Source organism: Roseovarius sp. (assembly GCF_965277045.1).
GTDB lineage: Bacteria > Pseudomonadota > Alphaproteobacteria > Rhodobacterales > Rhodobacteraceae > Roseovarius.
The window spans coordinates 2,304,627-2,321,733 of sequence record NZ_OZ255712.1 but is presented as its reverse complement, the minus strand read 5'-3'; the positions used below and the strand labels follow the sequence as shown (position 1 = coordinate 2,321,733).

The 17,107-nt window shown below is 65.8% G+C and carries 15 protein-coding genes; 6 read left to right on the top strand and 9 right to left on the bottom strand.

The window, feature by feature from the left end; all coding sequences use genetic code 11:
* Positions 1-2: 2 nt before the first annotated feature.
* The 6 genes from ACQY4V_RS11690 to ACQY4V_RS11665 all read right to left on the bottom strand — a co-directional run bounded on the left by ACQY4V_RS11690 (position 3) and on the right by ACQY4V_RS11665 (position 6,883).
* Positions 3-248 carry a MoaD/ThiS family protein gene (locus tag ACQY4V_RS11690; protein ID WP_428511860.1) on the bottom strand — a complete coding sequence of 82 codons (246 nt, stop codon included), beginning with the start codon at positions 246-248 and terminating at the stop codon, positions 3-5.
* A gap of 71 nt (positions 249-319) precedes the next feature.
* Positions 320-2,059, bottom strand: a complete 1,740-nt coding sequence (locus ACQY4V_RS11685) for a calcium-binding protein (RefSeq protein WP_428511858.1) — start codon at positions 2,057-2,059, stop codon at positions 320-322.
* Positions 2,060-2,253: 194 nt separating this feature from the next.
* Positions 2,254-4,506 (bottom strand): xanthine dehydrogenase family protein molybdopterin-binding subunit, encoded by a 2,253-nt coding sequence (locus tag ACQY4V_RS11680; RefSeq protein WP_428511856.1) that lies wholly within the window; start codon positions 4,504-4,506, stop codon positions 2,254-2,256.
* Positions 4,506-4,985 carry a (2Fe-2S)-binding protein gene (locus tag ACQY4V_RS11675; RefSeq protein WP_152493212.1) on the bottom strand — a complete coding sequence of 160 codons (480 nt, stop codon included), beginning with the start codon at positions 4,983-4,985 and terminating at the stop codon, positions 4,506-4,508. Before ACQY4V_RS11675 ends, ACQY4V_RS11680 begins: the two co-directional genes overlap by 1 nt.
* A 6-nt stretch (positions 4,986-4,991) precedes the next feature.
* Positions 4,992-5,849, bottom strand: coding sequence for an FAD binding domain-containing protein (locus tag ACQY4V_RS11670; RefSeq protein ID WP_428511853.1), 858 nt, complete (start codon positions 5,847-5,849; stop codon positions 4,992-4,994).
* Positions 5,850-6,001: 152 nt separating this feature from the next.
* Positions 6,002-6,883, bottom strand: coding sequence for a LysR substrate-binding domain-containing protein (locus ACQY4V_RS11665; RefSeq protein ID WP_428511851.1), 882 nt, complete (start codon positions 6,881-6,883; stop codon positions 6,002-6,004).
* Between the two features lie 92 nt (positions 6,884-6,975).
* Here ACQY4V_RS11665 and ACQY4V_RS11660 point away from each other — a divergent pair, with 92 nt between their 5' ends.
* The 3 genes from ACQY4V_RS11660 to ACQY4V_RS11650 all read left to right on the top strand — a co-directional run bounded on the left by ACQY4V_RS11660 (position 6,976) and on the right by ACQY4V_RS11650 (position 10,327).
* Positions 6,976-8,130 carry an aromatic ring-hydroxylating oxygenase subunit alpha gene (locus ACQY4V_RS11660; protein WP_428511849.1) on the top strand — a complete coding sequence of 385 codons (1,155 nt, stop codon included), beginning with the start codon at positions 6,976-6,978 and terminating at the stop codon, positions 8,128-8,130.
* Complete coding sequence (locus ACQY4V_RS11655) at positions 8,127-9,317, top strand: aminomethyltransferase family protein (protein ID WP_428511847.1); 1,191 nt, start codon at positions 8,127-8,129, stop codon at positions 9,315-9,317. The genes ACQY4V_RS11660 and ACQY4V_RS11655 overlap by 4 nt, the downstream gene beginning before the upstream one ends.
* 113 nt (positions 9,318-9,430) lie before the next feature.
* Positions 9,431-10,327: a DMT family transporter gene (locus ACQY4V_RS11650; RefSeq protein WP_428511845.1), complete on the top strand. Its 897-nt coding sequence runs from the start codon at positions 9,431-9,433 to the stop codon at positions 10,325-10,327.
* Here ACQY4V_RS11650 and ACQY4V_RS11645 read toward each other — a convergent pair whose 3' ends face one another.
* Both ACQY4V_RS11645 and ACQY4V_RS11640 read right to left on the bottom strand, forming a co-directional pair.
* The gene (locus tag ACQY4V_RS11645; protein WP_428511843.1) at positions 10,328-11,095 is read right to left on the bottom strand and encodes an SDR family NAD(P)-dependent oxidoreductase; all 768 of its coding nucleotides are present in this window, start codon (positions 11,093-11,095) and stop codon (positions 10,328-10,330) included.
* A complete protein-coding gene (locus tag ACQY4V_RS11640) occupies positions 11,092-11,877 on the bottom strand; it encodes an MBL fold metallo-hydrolase (RefSeq protein WP_428511841.1) in 786 nt (261 codons plus the stop codon). The genes ACQY4V_RS11645 and ACQY4V_RS11640 overlap by 4 nt, the downstream gene beginning before the upstream one ends.
* Before the next feature lie 171 nt (positions 11,878-12,048).
* Between ACQY4V_RS11640 and ACQY4V_RS11635 the strand changes: the two genes are divergently transcribed.
* The 3 genes from ACQY4V_RS11635 (at position 12,049) to ACQY4V_RS11625 (ending at position 16,205) form a co-directional block, all read left to right on the top strand.
* On the top strand, positions 12,049-12,987 hold the full coding sequence (locus ACQY4V_RS11635) for an ABC transporter substrate-binding protein (protein WP_428511839.1): 939 nt from the start codon (positions 12,049-12,051) through the stop codon (positions 12,985-12,987).
* Between the two features lie 75 nt (positions 12,988-13,062).
* Complete coding sequence (locus ACQY4V_RS11630) at positions 13,063-14,145, top strand: quaternary amine ABC transporter ATP-binding protein (protein WP_428511837.1); 1,083 nt, start codon at positions 13,063-13,065, stop codon at positions 14,143-14,145.
* A complete protein-coding gene (locus tag ACQY4V_RS11625) occupies positions 14,142-16,205 on the top strand; it encodes an ABC transporter permease subunit (protein ID WP_428511835.1) in 2,064 nt (687 codons plus the stop codon). The genes ACQY4V_RS11630 and ACQY4V_RS11625 overlap by 4 nt, the downstream gene beginning before the upstream one ends.
* Positions 16,206-16,242: 37 nt before the next feature.
* Here the strand turns inward: ACQY4V_RS11625 and bchO are convergent, their stop codons facing one another.
* Positions 16,243-17,106 (bottom strand): alpha/beta fold hydrolase BchO, encoded by an 864-nt coding sequence (gene bchO / locus ACQY4V_RS11620; RefSeq protein WP_428511833.1) that lies wholly within the window; start codon positions 17,104-17,106, stop codon positions 16,243-16,245.
* Between the last annotated feature and the right edge of the window lies 1 nt (position 17,107).

Below are 17,107 nucleotides of genomic sequence, written 5' to 3'. Positions count from 1 at the left end.
GTTCAGCCGCCCTTGAGGCGCGCCAGCAGTACGACCTCGCTGTCGGGCCGGATGGGCTGGAACCAGCTGTCGTTGTAGACCTTGCCGTCGATGGAGACCGACACGCCCCGGTCGAGCTGGGGCTTCAGGCCGGGGTATTTCTGCGCCAGCCCGTCGAGCAGTTGGCGCAGGTTTTCCGCCTCGACCTCGACCTCGCGGGCGTCGTCGGTGAACCGGGCGAGCGAACCCCATATCGTGACTTGTACCATGAGGGGTATCTTGGGGCCGGAAGGTCCCGGGTCAAGCCCGGGACGGGGGGTGGGACGCCATTCGGTGCATGTCAGATGAACTCGATGTAGCTGTCGCTCCAGGTGGAGGCCCCGCCTTCGATTGCGAGCAGGCCGGCGTCGCCTTGGAATTCGATATGGACGCTGGTGCCGACGATGGTCGAGGTGAATGCGACCGGATCGTCCTGGAACGTGTCGATCAGGATGCGGTCGTGCGCGGCGTCGAAGCTGCGGATGACGTCGGTGCCGAAATCGCCCCCTTGGGTGAAGACGAACTCGTCGGCCTCGCCCCGGCGTCCGATCAGCCAGTCGTCGCCGGTGCCGCCGTTCATGCGGGTCGTGCCGCCAAGGGTGAGGTCCTCGCCCAGGCGTGCGTCGATCGTATCGTTGCCGGCGCCGCCATCGACGAGGTTGTTGCCGCCCCAGACGTAGATCTTGTCGTCGCCGTCGCCGCCGTAGATGATGTCGAGCGAGGCTTGGGCGCTTTTGGTGCTGCCGCTGTCGCGGTCGCCGCCCTGGATGATGTCGGCCCCCTCGCCGCCGAAGACGAGATTGTTGCCGCCCTCGATGTATATGAAATCCTCGCCGTCGCCGCCCTGGACGATGTCGTCGTTGAAACCGGTGGAATAGTATGTGTCGTCGCCGCCGCCGAGATCGGTTTCGGTCGGGGCGGGGGGCAGGTCCGGATCCGGGGAAACGTAAAATGTGTTGAGCCAGACGAAATCGTCTCCGTCGCCGGAGTGGACCGTATCGCTGCCGTTGGTCGAGCGGATGTAGTCGTTTCCGTCGCCCGATGTCACCAGGTCGTTGCCCGCGCCGGAATGGATGGTGTTGTCGCCGTCACCGGCAAAAATCCTGTCATCCAGCTTGGGAGTGTAGCGGCTGAGCCCTTCCATGAAGCCATCGGGCGGATCGGTGGCGTGGATCAGGTCATCGCCGAGGCCGCCATAGATCACGTCCTGGCCCGAGCCGGAATAGATCGTGTCGTTGCCCGTGCCGCCATCGGCGGTGTCGTTGCCCGAGCCGGTGTAGATATAGTCGTTGCCCGCCCCGCCATAGGCCACGTCGGCATAGCCATAGAGGCCGTCGCTTGGATTGGGGCCTTCGCCGCCGATGATCCAGTCGTCGCCAGAGCTGCCGTCGAGCGTGTCGTTGCCGTAACCGCCGTGGAGGAAATCGTTATCCCTGCCGCCGAATAGCCGGTCGTTGCCGTCGCCGCCGAAGATATTGTCGTCGCCGCTGTTGCCGTGCAACTCGTCGCTGCCGTCGTCACCGGAGAGGTGGTCGTTCCCGGATCCGCCCTTGATGGTGTCGCGGCTGTCGCCGCCATGCACGGTGTCATTGCCGTCGCCGCCGAGGATGAAATCGAATCCCGTCCCGCCTTCGATGCTATCGTGGCCACCGCCAGCCTCGATGCGGTCGCTTCCTGCGCCGCCGAAAATGGTGTCGGCCCCGGCCGCGCCGATGATCTTGTCCCGGCCGGTGCCACCGTCGATGAAATCGCCGTCGTCGCCGGCATAGATGAGGTCCTCGCCCGCGCCGCCGAAGAGCACGTTGGAGCCGACATCGGCACCGCCGGGAAGACCGCCGTAGATCACGTCGTCGCCATCCCCGCCATCGACGATATCGGAGCCATAGCCGCCGAGAATGGTGTCCTCGCCGCCCATGCCGAGCAGGTAGTCGTTTCCGTCATTTCCGAAGAGGTAGTCGTCGCCACCGAAGGCATAGACGGTGTCGTCGCCTTTGCCAAAGCCGAGCAGATCGTCGAATCCGGTGAGGTAATGCGTTGGCATCGGGTCGTCTCCCATTTCTTTCAACAAGTGTCGGGAGTGGGTCGGCGATGCGTGGGGTCTGGTTCAATCGGCGGCGGTTTGCGCCGGCAAATGGGGGGGTGCCTGCCGCATTGGGCGGGTCGAGGCACGTGGGTTTTCACCCACCCTGCGGGTTTCGGAGAGGCCCCGGAGCTGGTCCGGGGCCTGTCCCGGGATTACTTGTCGTGCATCGCCTTCAGCACCTTGGGCGGCGACATGGGCAGGTCGGTCATGCGCACGCCCGCCGCCGCGGAGACCGCGTTGGCGATGGCCGCGAGGGGCGGCACGATGGAGGTTTCGCCAACGCCGCGCACGCCGTAGGGGTGGCCGGGGTTGGGGATTTCCAGGATGACAGTGTCGATCATCGGCAGGTCCGAGGCCACGGGAATGCGGTAATCGAGGAAGCCCGCATTCTGCAGGGTGCCGTCCTCGCCGTAGATGTATTCCTCGTTCAGTGCCCAGCCGATGCCCTGCGTGGCGCCGCCCTGGAACTGGCCTTCGACATAGGCCGGGTGGACGGCCTTGCCGGCGTCCTGAAAGACCGTGTATCGCAGGATTTTCACCGCGCCGGTGTCGGGGTCCACCTCGGTGTCGACCATGTGGGTGGCGAAGGAAACGCCTGCGCCTTCGGGGTTGGCCTCGTGGTGGCCGGCGATAGGGCCACCGGTGTTGGAGGCGATGGCGGCGATCTCGGCGAGGGTCATGGGATCGTGAGAGCCGGCGTTGTGGCCGGTGGGGTGCACCGCGCCGTCGCGCCATTCCACGGCGTCCTCGTCGATGTCCCAGAGCTTGGCCACGCGGCGGCACATCTCGCGCTTGGCGGCGCGGGCGGCCTCGATGGTCGCGAGGCCGACGGCGAAGGTCACGCGGGAGCCGTCGGTGACCTCGTTCTGGCCCAGGCTGCCGGTGTCGGCCACGATGGTGCGGACCTTGTTGTAGGGGATGCCCAGTTCCTCGGCCGCCATCATCGACATGGAGGCGCGGGAGCCGCCGATGTCGGGATTGCCCTCGGACACGGTCACGGTGCCATCGGGCGTAATGTTGAGCGTGACGCAAGTGTCGCCGCCGAAGTTGAACCAGAAGCCGCAGGCGACGCCGCGCCCCTGGTTGGGGCCCAAGGGAGCCGTCCAGTGCGGGTGGTCCTTGGCGGTGCGCAGCGTCGCCTCCAGCCCGATGGCCGGATAGGTGGGGCCGTAGGAGGCCTTGGTGCCTTCGCGGGCGGCGTTTTTCAGGCGCACCTCGAGCGGGTCGAGGCCGAGGCCCTTGGCCAACTCGTCGATGGCGGATTCCACCGCGAAGGCGGCCATGGGCGCGCCGGGGGCGCGATAGGCGGCCTGTTTCGGTCGGTTGGTGACCACGTCCCAGCCGACGGTCTTGACGTTTTCCAGGTCATAGGGCGCAAAGGCGGACATGGAGCCCATTTCCACCGGCGAGCCGGGATAGGCGCCGCCCTGGTAGCGCAGTTCGGCGAAACCGGCGGTGATGCGGCCGTCCTTCGTCATGCCGATGCGGATATCGACCGACGAAGAGGCCGTGGGGCCGGTGGCGCGCAGCACCTCGGAGCGGGTCATCACCATCTTGACGGGCCGCGAGGATTTGCGGGCCAGCATCAGCGCGACGGGTTCGAGGAAGACCGCCGTCTTGCCGCCGAAACCGCCGCCGATCTCGGACGCGGTGACGCGCAGCTGGCCCTGGTCCATGCCGAGGATGGCGGCGCAGGTGTTGCGGACCATGTAATGGCCCTGGGTGCAGCACCAGAGGTCGGCCTGGCCGTCCTGGCTCATCTGGGCGAGGCAGGCATGGGGTTCGATATAGCCCTGGTGCGTGGCCTCGGTGCGGTAGGACCGCTCGATGACCTCGTCGGCCTCGGCCAGACCCTTGTCGGTGTCGCCATGGCCGAACTCGTAGCGGGCCATGATGTTGGGCGAGGACCCTTCGGGCACGGATTCGTCGGCGCGGCCCTCGTGCAGGACGGGGGCGCCATCGGCGATGGCGCGGTCGACATCCGTCACGTGGTCGAGCACCTCGTAGTCGATCTTGATCGCCTTCAGCGCCTTCTTGGCGATGTGGCCCGAGCTGGCGGCGACGGCGGCAACGGCGTGGCCGTCATAGAGCGCCTTTTCCCCGGCCATGCAGTTGTCGAGGATGTCGAAGACATCGTCGCCGGGTTCGATATTTGCGAAGTCGGCGCGGGTGACCACGGCATGGACGCCCTCGATGGCCTCGGCCGCCGACGTGTCGATGGACTTGATCCGGGCGTGGGCGTGAGGGCTGCGCAGCACCTTGCCGATTAGCATCCCCGGCGCGGTGATGTCGGCGCCGAAGCGGGCCTTGCCGGTGACCTTGTCGATACCGTCGGGGCGCAGGGGGCGGGTGCCGACGATCTTGAACTCTTGCGTGTCGAGGACCTGTTTGCTGTCGAGTGCCATCAGGATGCCTTTCTGAGGTCTGCGGCCGTGTCGAGCACGGCGCGGATGATCTTGTCATAGCCCGTGCAGCGGCAGAGGTTGCCGGCGAGCCAGTAGCGGGCTTCTTCCTCGGTCGGGTCGGGGTTTTTCTCGAGCAGTGACTTGGCGGCCACCAGGATGCCCGGGGTGCAGATGCCGCATTGCAGGGCGGCGTGTTCGATGAACTTCTGCTGGAGAGGATGCAGCTGATCGCCCTGGGCCATGCCCTCGATCGTTTCGATCTTGGCGCCTTCGGCCTCGGCGCCCAGCATGAGGCAGGAGCAGACGAGGCGGCCATTGACGGTGACCGAGCAGGCGCCGCAATCGCCGGTGCCGCAGCCTTCCTTGGAGCCGGTCATGCCGAGACGGTCGCGCAGGACGTCGAGCAGGGTTTCATCGGGCGCGCAGAGATATTCCGTGGGGTCGCCGTTTATGGTGGTGGTGACGTGGATGTTGCTCATGTCTGCTTATCCTTCTGCGCGGGTCTTGGCGATGGCGGCGGCACGGCGGGCGAGAACGCCGGCCACGTGCGTGCGGAACTCGACCGTGCCGCGCTTGTCGGCGATGGGGGAGGCGGCGTCGGAGCAGGCCTTGGCCAGTGCGTCCATCGCGGCGTCGTCGAGTTTCGTGCCGATGAGGGCCTCGGCGGCGGCGTCGACCACCATGACCTTTGGACCCACGGCGCCGAGAGAGACGCGGGCGTCGGTGCAGGTGCCGTCGCCGTCCAAGGTGAGCGAGACGCCGCAGCCGACCACGGCAATGTCCATTTCCGTGCGCGGGATGAAGCGCAGATAGGCGTCGCCCGAGCGGTCGGGCTTGGCCGGAAGGAAGATCGAGGCGACGAATTCGCCCTTTTCCAGAGAGGTCTTGCCGGGGCCGGTGGGAATATCCTCGACCGCGACGTCGCGGGTGCCGTTCGGGCCGGCGACGCGGGCCATGGCGCGGACGGCGACCATTGCGGGCACGGAGTCGGCGGCGGGCGAGGCGTTGCAGAGGTTGCCGGCCAGCGTGCAGCGGCCCTGGATCTGGGTGGAGCCGATGAGGTCGGACGCTTCGCAGACGCCGGGGTAGTCGGCTTTCAAGTCCTTGTGCTCGTTCATTTCCGCCGAGGAGACGGCAGCGCCGATGCGCCAGCCGCCGTCTTCGGGGGTGATCTGGCGCAGGTCCTCGATGCGCTTGATGTCGAGGATGCTGTCGGGTTCGGTATCGCCGGAGCGCAGGCGGACGAGCAGGTCGGTGCCGCCGGCGAGCACGCGGCAGTCGCCGGGATCGCCGCTGAGGAGCTGGATGGCGTCATCCAGCGTGGTTGGCGCGAGGTAGCGCATGGGGGAACCTCTTGGCTTGGGTGAGTCTGGTTGTCGGCGACAGTTAATCAGGCGGCGCGGGGCTTGCCAAGGTGGTGCGGTCCGCGCGGTCGGATTCGCGAATTTATCTCATGAAAAGGCCGAGCTTGCGGGAGAATATTGCACGGGCTGCGTCAGGTGTCGGCGTGAAGCAGGCTTTGGGCGAGGTGCCGTGCTGCCGGTTCGGCCCCGTCGCGCAGGATGAGGTAGTAGCCAAATGGCGTGGTGACCGCGTGGTCGATGGGGCGCACGAGGCGGCCGGTGGTCAGGTCGTCGGCAAGCTGGCCCTTCCACGCCAGCGCCACGCCGAGGCCCGCGCGGGCGGCATCGAGTTGGGCCATGTAGCTGTTGGTGCGCATGAGCGTGGTGGCGCGGGTGGGGTCGAGCCCCGCCTCGGTCAGCCAGATGCCCCAGTTCATCCAGTTCCAGTGGACATAGTCGAGGTCGATGAGCGGGGCGGACAGCAGGTCTGCGGGTGTTTGGAGCGGCGTGTGCGAAAGGAAATTCGGGGTGCAGACCGGAAAGACCGCGTCTGCAAAGAGACGGGTGGCGGTGAAGCCGGGCCAGTCACCCGCGCCGTGCAGGAGGGCGATATCTGCCGTCAGAAGCTCGGATTCCGTGTCGGAGGCGAGAAGGTCGAGCATCAGCGGCGGGCTGTCCGCGAGGGCGGCGGCCAGGCGTGGGGTGAGCCAGAGCTGGGCCATGGAGGTGTCGGCGGCGAGGCGCACGCGGGGGCGGTCGTCGCGCTGTCGGAGGGCGCGGGTGGCGGCCGTCATGTGCTGAAGCGCGGCGCGCACGCCGATCAGCAGCTCGCGGCCCTCGGGGGTGAGGGTGATGGCACGGTGGCCGCGCGTGAAGAGTTGCGTGTCGAGCAGCGCCTCGAGCTTGCGGACGCGCTGTGAGATGGCGGATTGGGTGACCGAGAGTTCATCGGCGGCACGGGTGAAGCTGCCGAGGCGAGCGGCGGCCTCGAACGGTTCCATCAGGTCGAGCGGGGGGAGGTGCGGCTTTGGCATAAGTCTGGCTTGGTCAAATTCATGAGAAAAGAGCGTTTGTCATGATCCTCGGTAATGGGTGACACTGTCAACAGCCAGCGAAGGAGTGCGCCATGACCTTGCAGACGTTGAACCTGATGCCCGGAGACAAGCCTTTCCGGGCCGATCCCAAGAATTCCTATACCTTGCCCGCGCGTTTCTACCACGACGCCGAGATCTGGGCGGCGGAGAAGGACGCGATCTTTTACAAGACCTGGTATTATGCCGGGCACGTAAGCCAGGTAGCGGAGCCGGGGCAGTTCCTGACCGTGAAGATCCACGAGCAGAACGTATTCGTGGCGCGCAGCCGCACGGGCGAGCTGAACGCGTTCTTCAACGTGTGTCCGCACCGGGGGCATGAGTTGGTCAGCGGGACCGGCAAGAAAAACGTGATCACCTGCCCCTATCACGCCTGGGCGTTCGACTTTGACGGCAACCTGCGGTCGGCGCGGAATACCGAGAATGTCGAGGGTTTCCGGAAAGAGGAGTTTTCGCTGAAGCCGGTGAAGGTGGAGGTGTTCTGTGGACTTGTCCTCGTCAATCTGGATGAAAGCGCAACGCCATTCGCCGAACAGATGGGCGAATTGGAGCGTGAGATCCGGCATTATGTTCCTTCGGTCGACGATTTGCAGTTCGCGCAGCGCGACACCTACGAGGTCGAGGCGAACTGGAAAGTGCTGATGGACAACTTCCTGGAGTGCTATCACTGCGCCCCCGCGCATCATGATTTCGTCGATCTGGTGGACATGGACAGCTATCGCACGATCACCTGCGGGCTCTATTCCAGTCAGTGCGCGGGGCAGCCGCGGACGATGAACGCGCGGGCCTACAAGTTCGAGGCGGGCGACGTGGATTTCGGCTATGCGGGCTGGTTCGTGTGGCCGAACTTCACCATCTGGGCCTATCCGGGCGAGGCGAACCTGTCGGTCCTGCAGATGAACCCGACGGCGCCGGAGAAATGCGTCGAATACCAGGACTGGTTCGTGAAGGATGGCGAGGTCACGCAGCAGCTGCGTGATGCGATCAATTACCAGAAGGACGTGTTGCAGCCCGAGGATATCGGCTTGTGCGAGAGCGTGCAGAAAGGCCTGAAATCCAGCGGCTACAACCAGGGGCGCTTTGTTGTGGACGAAGGGCTGACCGAGCTGAGCGAGCACGCGGTGCACCACTTTCAGAAACTCGTGGCGAATGCGCTGGGCGCGCGGCTGGACCCGGAGGCCGACCAATGATGAATTCGAGCGACGGGCTGAACCGCGACCTGATCACGACGCGGCCCGGCGCGGGCTGGGATTTCAACCTGCGCCGCCATGCGTATCACGCGATCGAGGCGAAACATGGCCCGCATTACTGCGTCTATAACCGTCGGTTCATGTGCGTCTACATGGACGATTTGCCGACCGACGAGGGCTATTGGCTGCTTCGGACGAAGGCGGCGTGTCTGCATACCGGCGAGTGGCCGATCGAGTTCAAGGGACCGGATGCGGAAAAGTTGATGAACCTCTTGTTCGTCAACAATATTTCCAAGGTGAAGGTTGGGCGCTGCGGGTACGGGATTGCCTGTTTCGACGATGGCGGGCTGATCGTGGACGGGGTGTTCGTGCGGCTGGCCGAGGATCGGTTCTGGTACGCGCAGGCGGACGGAGATTTCGTGAACTGGGCGCGGGCGCACGCGAAGGGGATGGATGTGGAGATCACCGACCCTGAGGTGAACGTGAGCCAAGTGCAAGGCCCGCTGTCGATGGAGGTTCTGAAGGATGCCGCGAAGGATGGGATTCCCGAGCCCTTCGGCTATTTTGGCAGCGCCTGGGTGGATTTCGGCGGTCAGACCGTTCTTATCACTCGGACGGGATACACCAACGAACTGGGCTGGGAATTCTATACCGAGCCGCATCACGATGCCGCTGCCCTGTGGGCGCACCTGGAGAAGGCGGGGGCGCCTTATGGGATGCGGATGTTCGGGCTGGATTCGATGAATATCCGGCGGATCGAGGCGGGGATCCTGAACGCAAATTCGGATTTCGACGAGACCACCACCCCCTATGACGTGGGGCTGGGCGGGTTCGTTGCCATGGAAAAGGGTGATTTCATCGGCAAGGCCGCGCTGGAGAAGGCCGACAAGGGCCAGCGCCTGCACGGGATCGTCTGTCCGGATGGCGAGCCGCGGGTGAATGGCCGGGTTGAATGGAACGGCAAGGGCGCGGGGCGGGTGACGGCAGGGGCGACCTCGCCCTATCTGGGGCACGGGATTGGCTATGCGCTGATGGACAGTGCCGAGGCCGGGCCGGGCACGGAACTGATGGTCGAGGGAAATGACAGCAGGATGTATGCCGCGACGCTGGCCGAGACGCCGCTTTACGACAAGGCCTGCGAGATACCGCGCGGCAAGCTGGTGGATATCCCGGACCGGGCAGCCTGACGCGGCATTCGCGGCAGGGGGCGGCACGAATGCGAAGGCAGGGCAGCGATGCCTTGCCTTTGTGCCTTGCAGGTGCCTGACTGGGGCCGGAACACGAGAAAAGGAGGCGCGCCTTGGCCGAAGGCAACAACAGGGCTGTTCTGACGGGACTTTTCGCGGGGCTGTGCTGGGGCATTTTCTGGCTGCCGCTGCGGATGATCGAGCAGGCGGGGCTGGATGCGCCCTGGGCGATGGTGGTGTTCCTGACGCTGCCGGCGCTGCTGAGCCTGCCGGCGGTCTGGGTGCTGCGCGCGGACTATGCGCAAGGGCTGCGGCCGCTTTTGGGAGGTGTTCTGGCCGGGGTGGCCTTTGCGCTCTACGCCGCAGGCCTGCTTTATACCGACGTGGTGCGCGCGGTGCTGTTGTTCTACATGACGCCGATCTGGGGGTTCCTGCTGGGCTGGGTGTTTCTGGGCGACCGGATGACGTGGTTCCGGTGGCTGTCGATCTTCGTGGGTCTGGTCGGGCTGGTGGTGATCTTTGCCGACGACACCGGCCTTCCGTTGCCGCGCAACGCGGGCGACTGGTTTGGCCTGATCTCAGGGATGTTCTGGGCCGTGGGCTGTACGCTGATCCTGACGGAACGGCGGGTGCGGATCCTGACCCATGCGGTAAATTTCCTGCTGGTGGGGGCGGTCGTGGCTCTGCTGGTGGCGGGGATCGCCACGGTGCAGGGGATCGCGACCGTACCAAAGTGGCCAGAGGTGGCGGGCCTGCTGTGGTGGTTCGTGCCGGTGGCGGTGATCCTGATCTTGCCCAGTTCGTTCGCCACGATCTATGCGCCGTCGCGGCTGAACCCCGGACTGGTGGGGCTGTTGTTCATGACCGAGGTGGCGGTGGCGACGGTGACGGCGGCGATCTGGGCCGGGGAACGGTTCGGCCTGCGCGAGGCGGTGGGCCTGCCGCTGATCCTGTCGGCGGGGCTGATCGAACCGGCGGTGATGGCGTGGCGGGCGCGGCGGCTGGCCTGATTACCAGTGCGCGCCGGCGTTGATCTGGATGTCTTCCATGGTCAGGCCCGGGGCGGCTTCGGAACACAGGAATGCGATGATGGCGGCGACCTCGTCGGGCTGAACCAGGCGGTTCTGCGGATTGGCGCGGGCCAGGGCCGCGATCTCTTCGGCCTGCGTGGTGCCGTTCTGGGTGGCGATGGTGGCGGCGGACTCGCGCAGCATTTCCGTTTCGACCCAGGTGGGGCTGACGGTGGTGCAGGTGACGCCGTGGTGGGCGCCCTCGAGCGCCACGGCGCGGGAGAGGCCGAGCACGCCGGATTTGGACGCGCAATAGGCGGGGTGGTCGGCGACGGCGGTATGCGCGGCGGTCGAGGCGATGTTGACGATCCGGCCCCAGCCCGAGGCCATCATGTCGGGCAGACACGCGTGGATCATCAGGAAGGTGCCGGTGAGGTTGGTCTCAATGACGTCGTCCCAGGCGTCAAGGTCGTGCTCGGAAACCGTCTGGTGCCGGGTGACGCCGGCGGCATTCACCAATATCTGCGGCGTGCCGAACTGGTTCTTGACCGACGTGCAGAAAGCCGCGACCGAGCCGCGCTGGCGCACGTCGAGCGGGGCGACGAAGACGTCCGCACCGACGGTGTCGCGGGCCATGTCCTGAAGCGAGCGGTTGTCGCCGCGCCGGGCGCCGATGGCGACGGTGTGCCCGGCGTCATGTAGCAGACGGGCGGTGGCGAGGCCGATGCCCGCCAGCCCGCCGGTGACGATGGCCGTGCGTTGTGTCAATGCGGTCTGCTCCTTGCGATCATGTCGGCGAGCCATGCGTCGGCATCGCCCAGACGGCGGCCACCGTCGCGGTATTCGTCCAGGATTTCAATCAGCTTGTCGCGTCCGAAGGATTTGAAGTGCCCGGCGTGGACGGTGGTGACATCGAGCTCGCGCAGGCGGGCGTGGGAGTCGGCCAGCACCTCGGGGTCGGAATGGTCCATGTCGTCGATGAGGTCGCCGTCATAGACAACGTCGCCACTGAAGAGCAGGCCGGTTGCGGACTCGTGGAGCGCGATGGAGCCGGGGCTGTGGCCGGGCAGGTGGAAGACCGTGAAGGCGCGGTCGCCAAGGTCGATCACGTCGCCTTCGTCCAGGAGAGCGGAGAGGGGCGCGGGTTTCACGGTGTAGTGCTCGTGGGAGAAGCCCGCGTAGGGCAGGGCGGTGAAGGTTTCGGCCCGGACGAAGCCGGCGTCGGCATAGGTGTTGGACGGCGTGGGATTGGCGATGATATCGGATTCTGCCGTGTGACCGCAGCGGTGGTCGAACTCGTGCAACCCGCCCGAATGATCGAAATGCGTATGGGTGACGATGGCGCTGAGCGGTCGCTCGGTCAGCTGCGCCAGCTCGCGCGTCATCGGGCGCAGGCCCATGCCGGTGTCGATAACGAGATCGCGGTCGCGTCCTTGGATATGCCAGATATTACAGCGCAACCATGGCGCGACATGCGGCTCCCATATGAGGGTGACGCCATCACCCATGTCTTTGGTCTGAAACCACTTTTCGGCAACTTTCAACGGCACGGCATCCTCCCTTACACAATGCTCATGAAATCGGCAGCCGCGCCGCGGACGCCTGATATCAGCCTTGTTTTTATTAACTCTCCGGTCAACAAACATTTCTGCTTGGGTCCACGGTGCGGACGTCGCATGATGGCGGCCATGATCTGCATCAATAAAAACAGGGAGAGAACGATGAAGGTGAATTCTGTCTTGTGGGCCGCGAGCCTGTCACTGGCCGGGGCCGGGGCCGGGATGGCGCAGGCCGAAACGGTGCGCATTCCGATCAACGAATGGACGGGGCAGCATATTTCGGCGCATATCACCGGCACGCTGCTGGAAAAGGCCGGGCACGAGGTGGAATACGTGACCGCGGGCGCGGTGCCGCAATTCGCGGCCATCGCCAATGGCGATCTGCACCTGCAGCCCGAGGTCTGGACCAACAACGTGGGCGACATCTATCCCAAGGCGGTGGAGTCGGGCGACATCACCGTGGTGGGGCAACTGGGCCTGCAACCGCAGGAAGGCTGGATCTATCCGCCCTACATGAAGGAAAAGTGCCCCGGCCTGCCGGATTACGAGGCGCTTTACGACTGCGCGCAGGCCTTTGCCGCTGCCGACACCTTTCCCAAGGGGCGGCTGATCACCTATCCCGCCGATTGGGGTACCCGATCGAAAGACGTGGTCTCGATGATCGACGTGCCGTTCGAGCCGGTCGCGGGCGGATCGGAAGGCGCGATGATCGCCGAGCTGAAATCGGCCGCGGCGACGCAGGACCCGATCCTGATGATGTTCTGGCAGCCGCATTGGCTGTTTGCCGACATGGAGATGGAATGGGTCGAGTGGGACCCCGCCGACGGGGAATGCATCGAGGAAGAAGGCCAGGAGCGCGGCAAGGCTTGCGGGTTCCAGCAGGCCTCGATCGACAAGATCATCAATGCCGAGTTTGCCGAGGCGAACCCCGGCGTGGCGGCGGTGTTCGAGCAGATCTCGATCGACAACGAGGTGCAGAACGCGCTGATGCTGGAGATCGACCAGAAGGGCCGTGACTTGGAAGAGGTCGTGGCCGAATGGATCGACGCCAACGAAGAAACCTGGGGGCCCTGGGTCGAGGCCGGCAAGGCCGCGCAGTAAGGTGCGCATGGACGCATCGGAGAGGCCGGGGGTCGTGACGCCCGGCCTTTTCGTTTCAGGGGGGACTGGGTCAGCATGAGCGACACGCGCGAGGGCGATGGCGCCGGGACGGACCAGCCGAGGCTGTCCTGCCGCCACATCTGGAAAGTCTACGGCAAGAAACCGGAGCAGTATTTTCCCGGCGGCAAGCCGGCGGAAGAGACGCCGGCGCTGGCCGGGCGGATCCGCGAGGATGGCGCGATACCTGCCGCCGCCGACGTAAGCTTTGACGTGGCGGTGGGCGAGATTTTCGTGATCATGGGCCTGTCGGGGTCGGGCAAGTCGACGGTGGTGCGCTGCCTGTCGCGGCTGGTGGAGCCGACGCATGGCGAGATCCTGCTGGATGGCGAGGACCTGCGTGCGAAGTCCGACAAGGAGATGATCGAGGTGCGCCGCCACCAGATCGGGATGGTGTTCCAGAATTTTGGCCTGATGCCGCATCTGAGCGTGTGGGAGAACATCGCCTTTCCGCTGAGCCTGCAAGGCGCGGCGCAGGACCACACCCGTGAGCGGGTGGGACAGGTGATCGGGTTGGTGGGGCTGGAAGGGCGCGAGAAGAGCTATCCGCACCAGTTGTCGGGCGGCCAGCAGCAGCGGGTGGGCATCGCGCGGTCGCTGGCCGTGGACCCGGACCTGTGGCTGCTGGACGAGCCGTTTTCGGCGCTCGACCCGCTGATCCGGCGGCAGATGCAGGACGAGTTCCTGCGGATTCAGAACGATCTGCACAAGTCGATCGTGTTCATCACGCATGATTTCCTGGAGGCGCTGCGGGTGGCGGACCGGATGATGATCATGCGCGGCGGGCGCGTGGTGCAGACCGGCACGCCGGCCGAGCTGATCACCAATCCGGCGGACGATTACGTGGCCGAGTTCACCAATGATGTGCCGATGGTCCGCGTGCTGCGGGCCCACGAGGTGACCGACCCGGATGCCGGTTCCGGCGAAGGGCGCGAGCGGGTGGCGGGCGACGTGTCGGTCGAGGCGCTGTTGCCGATGCTTTCGGCGCATCCCGAAGGGCTGGCGGTGGAGCAGGGCGGCACGGTGACGGGCGTCGTTACGGCGCAGAGCGTGGTCCGGGCACTGGCGCGGCTGTCGGAACAGGAGGAGGCCCCGGCATGAGCGGGGACCGCACGCATTGGGCGTGGTTTGCGCTGATCGGCCTGACGTTGGTGGCGCTGGGGTTCCGCGACCGGTTGGGATGGCTGATGGAGTTTCCAGAGGCCTGGGAATGGCCCATGACCGACTGGCTGAACACCGGGATGGACTGGGTGGTGGAGACCGCCGGCCCGGCGTTTCGCGCGTTCTCGGACCTGATGGATTACCCGATGTCCTGGGTGCGCGGCCTGTTGCACTGGATGCCCTGGGCGTTGACGGTGGGGCTGTTGGTGATCGCGTCCTTCGTGGTGTCCGGCTGGAAGCTGGCCGTGTTCACGTTCCTGGCGATGTTCTACATGGTCGTGATCGGGTACTGGCACGAGTCGATGAACTCTCTGGCGCTGGTGATGGTGTCGGTGCCGCTCGCTGTTGCCATCGGGTTCTGCGTGGGGACGTGGGCGTTCTATTCTGGCCGCGCCGAGCGGGTGATCACGCCTACGATGGACACGTTGCAGACGATCCCGGTCTTTGCCTATCTCCTGCCGATCCTGCTGCTGTTCGGGTTCGGGCCGGTGGTGGGGCTGATCGCCTCGGTGCTTTATGCCGTGCCGCCGATGGTGCGGAACACGACGCTGGGGCTGTCACGCGTCGATGAGGAGGTGATCGAGGCGGGCATGATGGCGGGGGCCACGGCGGGCCAGATGTTCTGGCGCGTGCGGGTGCCGAGCGCGCTGCGCCAGATCCTGCTGGGGGTGAACCAGACGATGATGGCCGCCTTTTCGATGATCATCATCGCGTCGATCATCGGCGGCACGTCCGATATCGGCTGGGAAGTGCTGACCCATATCCGCAAGGCGAACGTGGCCGAGGCGATACTGGCGGGCGTGGTGATCGCGCTCATGGCGATGGTGATGGACCGGATCACGGCGCGGGCCGCGATGGGTCGGTCGCCGGACGCAGGCGAGGACGAGAGCTTTGTCGCGCGCTACCGGTACTGGATCGTGGCGGCGGTGTTCACGGGCGTGATGCTGGTTCTGGCGCGGGTGTTTCCGTTTTTGCAGGAGTATCCGCGGGCGTGGGAAGTCTATCCGGCGGACGCGATGAACGATGCCTTCAACTGGCTTTTGGTGGAATTCGCGGGCGCGATCAAGGCGATCAAGACGACGGCGCTATTTTATCTGATGCTGCCGGTGAAGATGGGACTGGACGAGACGATAAGCCCGTTTTCCTGGGGTTTCGAGTTCACCACGCCGATGAAGATCGGGTACGCCGTGGCGATGGCGGCGCTGGCCGGGTGGCTCTTGCTGCGGCGCCGGGTGCGGGGGGCGATCGGTGTCGCGCTCTTGGCGATCCTGCTTTATTTCGGGATCACGGGGCTGCCCTGGTTGTCGATTGCCGGCGTGATGGTGTTGCTGGCGTGGCAGGCGGGCGGGCGGCGCCTGGCGATTGGCACGGGCGTGGGGCTGGCTTTCCTGATGGTGGCGGGCGTCTGGCCGGAAGCGCGGATTTCCTTCTACCTGTGCGGGCTGGCGGTGGCGCTGTCGTTCCTGATCGGCACGATGCTGGGCGTGATCGCGTCGGAGAATGACGCGGTGTCGGCCTTTCTGCGCCCGATAAGCGACACGTTGCAGACCATGCCGCTGTTCGTGATCCTGATCCCCTTCGTGATGTTCTTCAAGCTGGGGGATTTCACCGCGCTGCTGGCGATCATGGCCTATGCCATCGTGCCCGCGATCCGCTATGCCGAGCACGGGCTGCGCGGGGTCAGCCCGGAGGTGATCGAGGCCGCGAAGGCGTGCGGGTCGAGCCGGTGGCAGATGCTGTGGCGGGTGCGGTTGCCGCTGGCGTTGCCGCAATTGCTGCTGGGGCTCAACCAGACGATCATGTTCGGGGTGGCCATGCTGGTGATCACGGCGCTGGTAGGGACCAGTGACCTGGGGCAGGAGATATACATCGGCCTCAACAACGGGGATTTCGGGGTGGGGATGATCGCGGGCATCGCGATGGCGACGCTGGCGATGATCGCGGACCGGATGACGCGAGGGTACAGCCGGAAGGGGCAAAAGGCGCTTGGGCAGGGGTGAGGCCAAAAGCTTTGAGAAAGCTTTTGGCAAATCTTTTCTAAAAAGATTTGCCCTGCAGCCAATCCAGCATGATGTCGCTAAGACGGTCGGGGTCTTCCTCGTGTGCGAGGTGGCCGAGACCCTCCAGCCGGATGCGCTTGGCATCGGACAGCAGGGCGGCGGCGCGGTCCGAGACCTCGGGCGACACCGCCGTGTCGCGGTCGCCGGTGATCAGAAGAACCGGGCTTTCGATCTCGGGCAGGCGGTCGAGCAGGGCGTCGGTGCTCCAGCGGGACATCATCTGAAGCGTGCCGTCCACATGGGCGCGGTCGGCCAGCAGGCGGCTGTAATACGCAAGCCCCTCTTCGGAGAGCGTGGAGCCGGTGGCGCGGATCACGTTGCGGGCGCGGCCCGGGCGCGCGCCGCCCGCCGAGAAGGCGATGGCGGTGAGCGGGTTCAGCGCCAGCAGCTTGGCCAGCATCGGGAAGAGCCAGCCCGCCATGCCCTCGAACCGATCGAGCGCGGCGTTGAGGCCGATGACGGCGGGTTTGCCGAGCAGGCGTGTGGCAAGGTCGAGCGCCACGGCGGCGCCGGCGGAATGGCCGATGAGGGCCTGCGGCTGCCAGGCCTCGTAGGTGCAGAGGGCGGCGATATCCTCGGCAGTGGTGGCGAGGCCGAGGCGCGAGACGCTGCCCGCGCGGGTGAAGCCGTGACCGGGCAGATCGAGGGCGACAACGTGATGGTTTTGCGAGAGGCGGGGGATGAGGTCGCGCCAGGTATGCGTGCTGGCGCCTGCGCCGTGCAGCAAGAGGAGCGTGGGGCCGGTGCCCCATTCCTGCACATGCCAGTCATGCGGGCGGTGGCGGACGCGGCGGGACGCGTCGGCATGGGGCCAGTCGGGCTGGTCGCGGGCCCAGTCCATG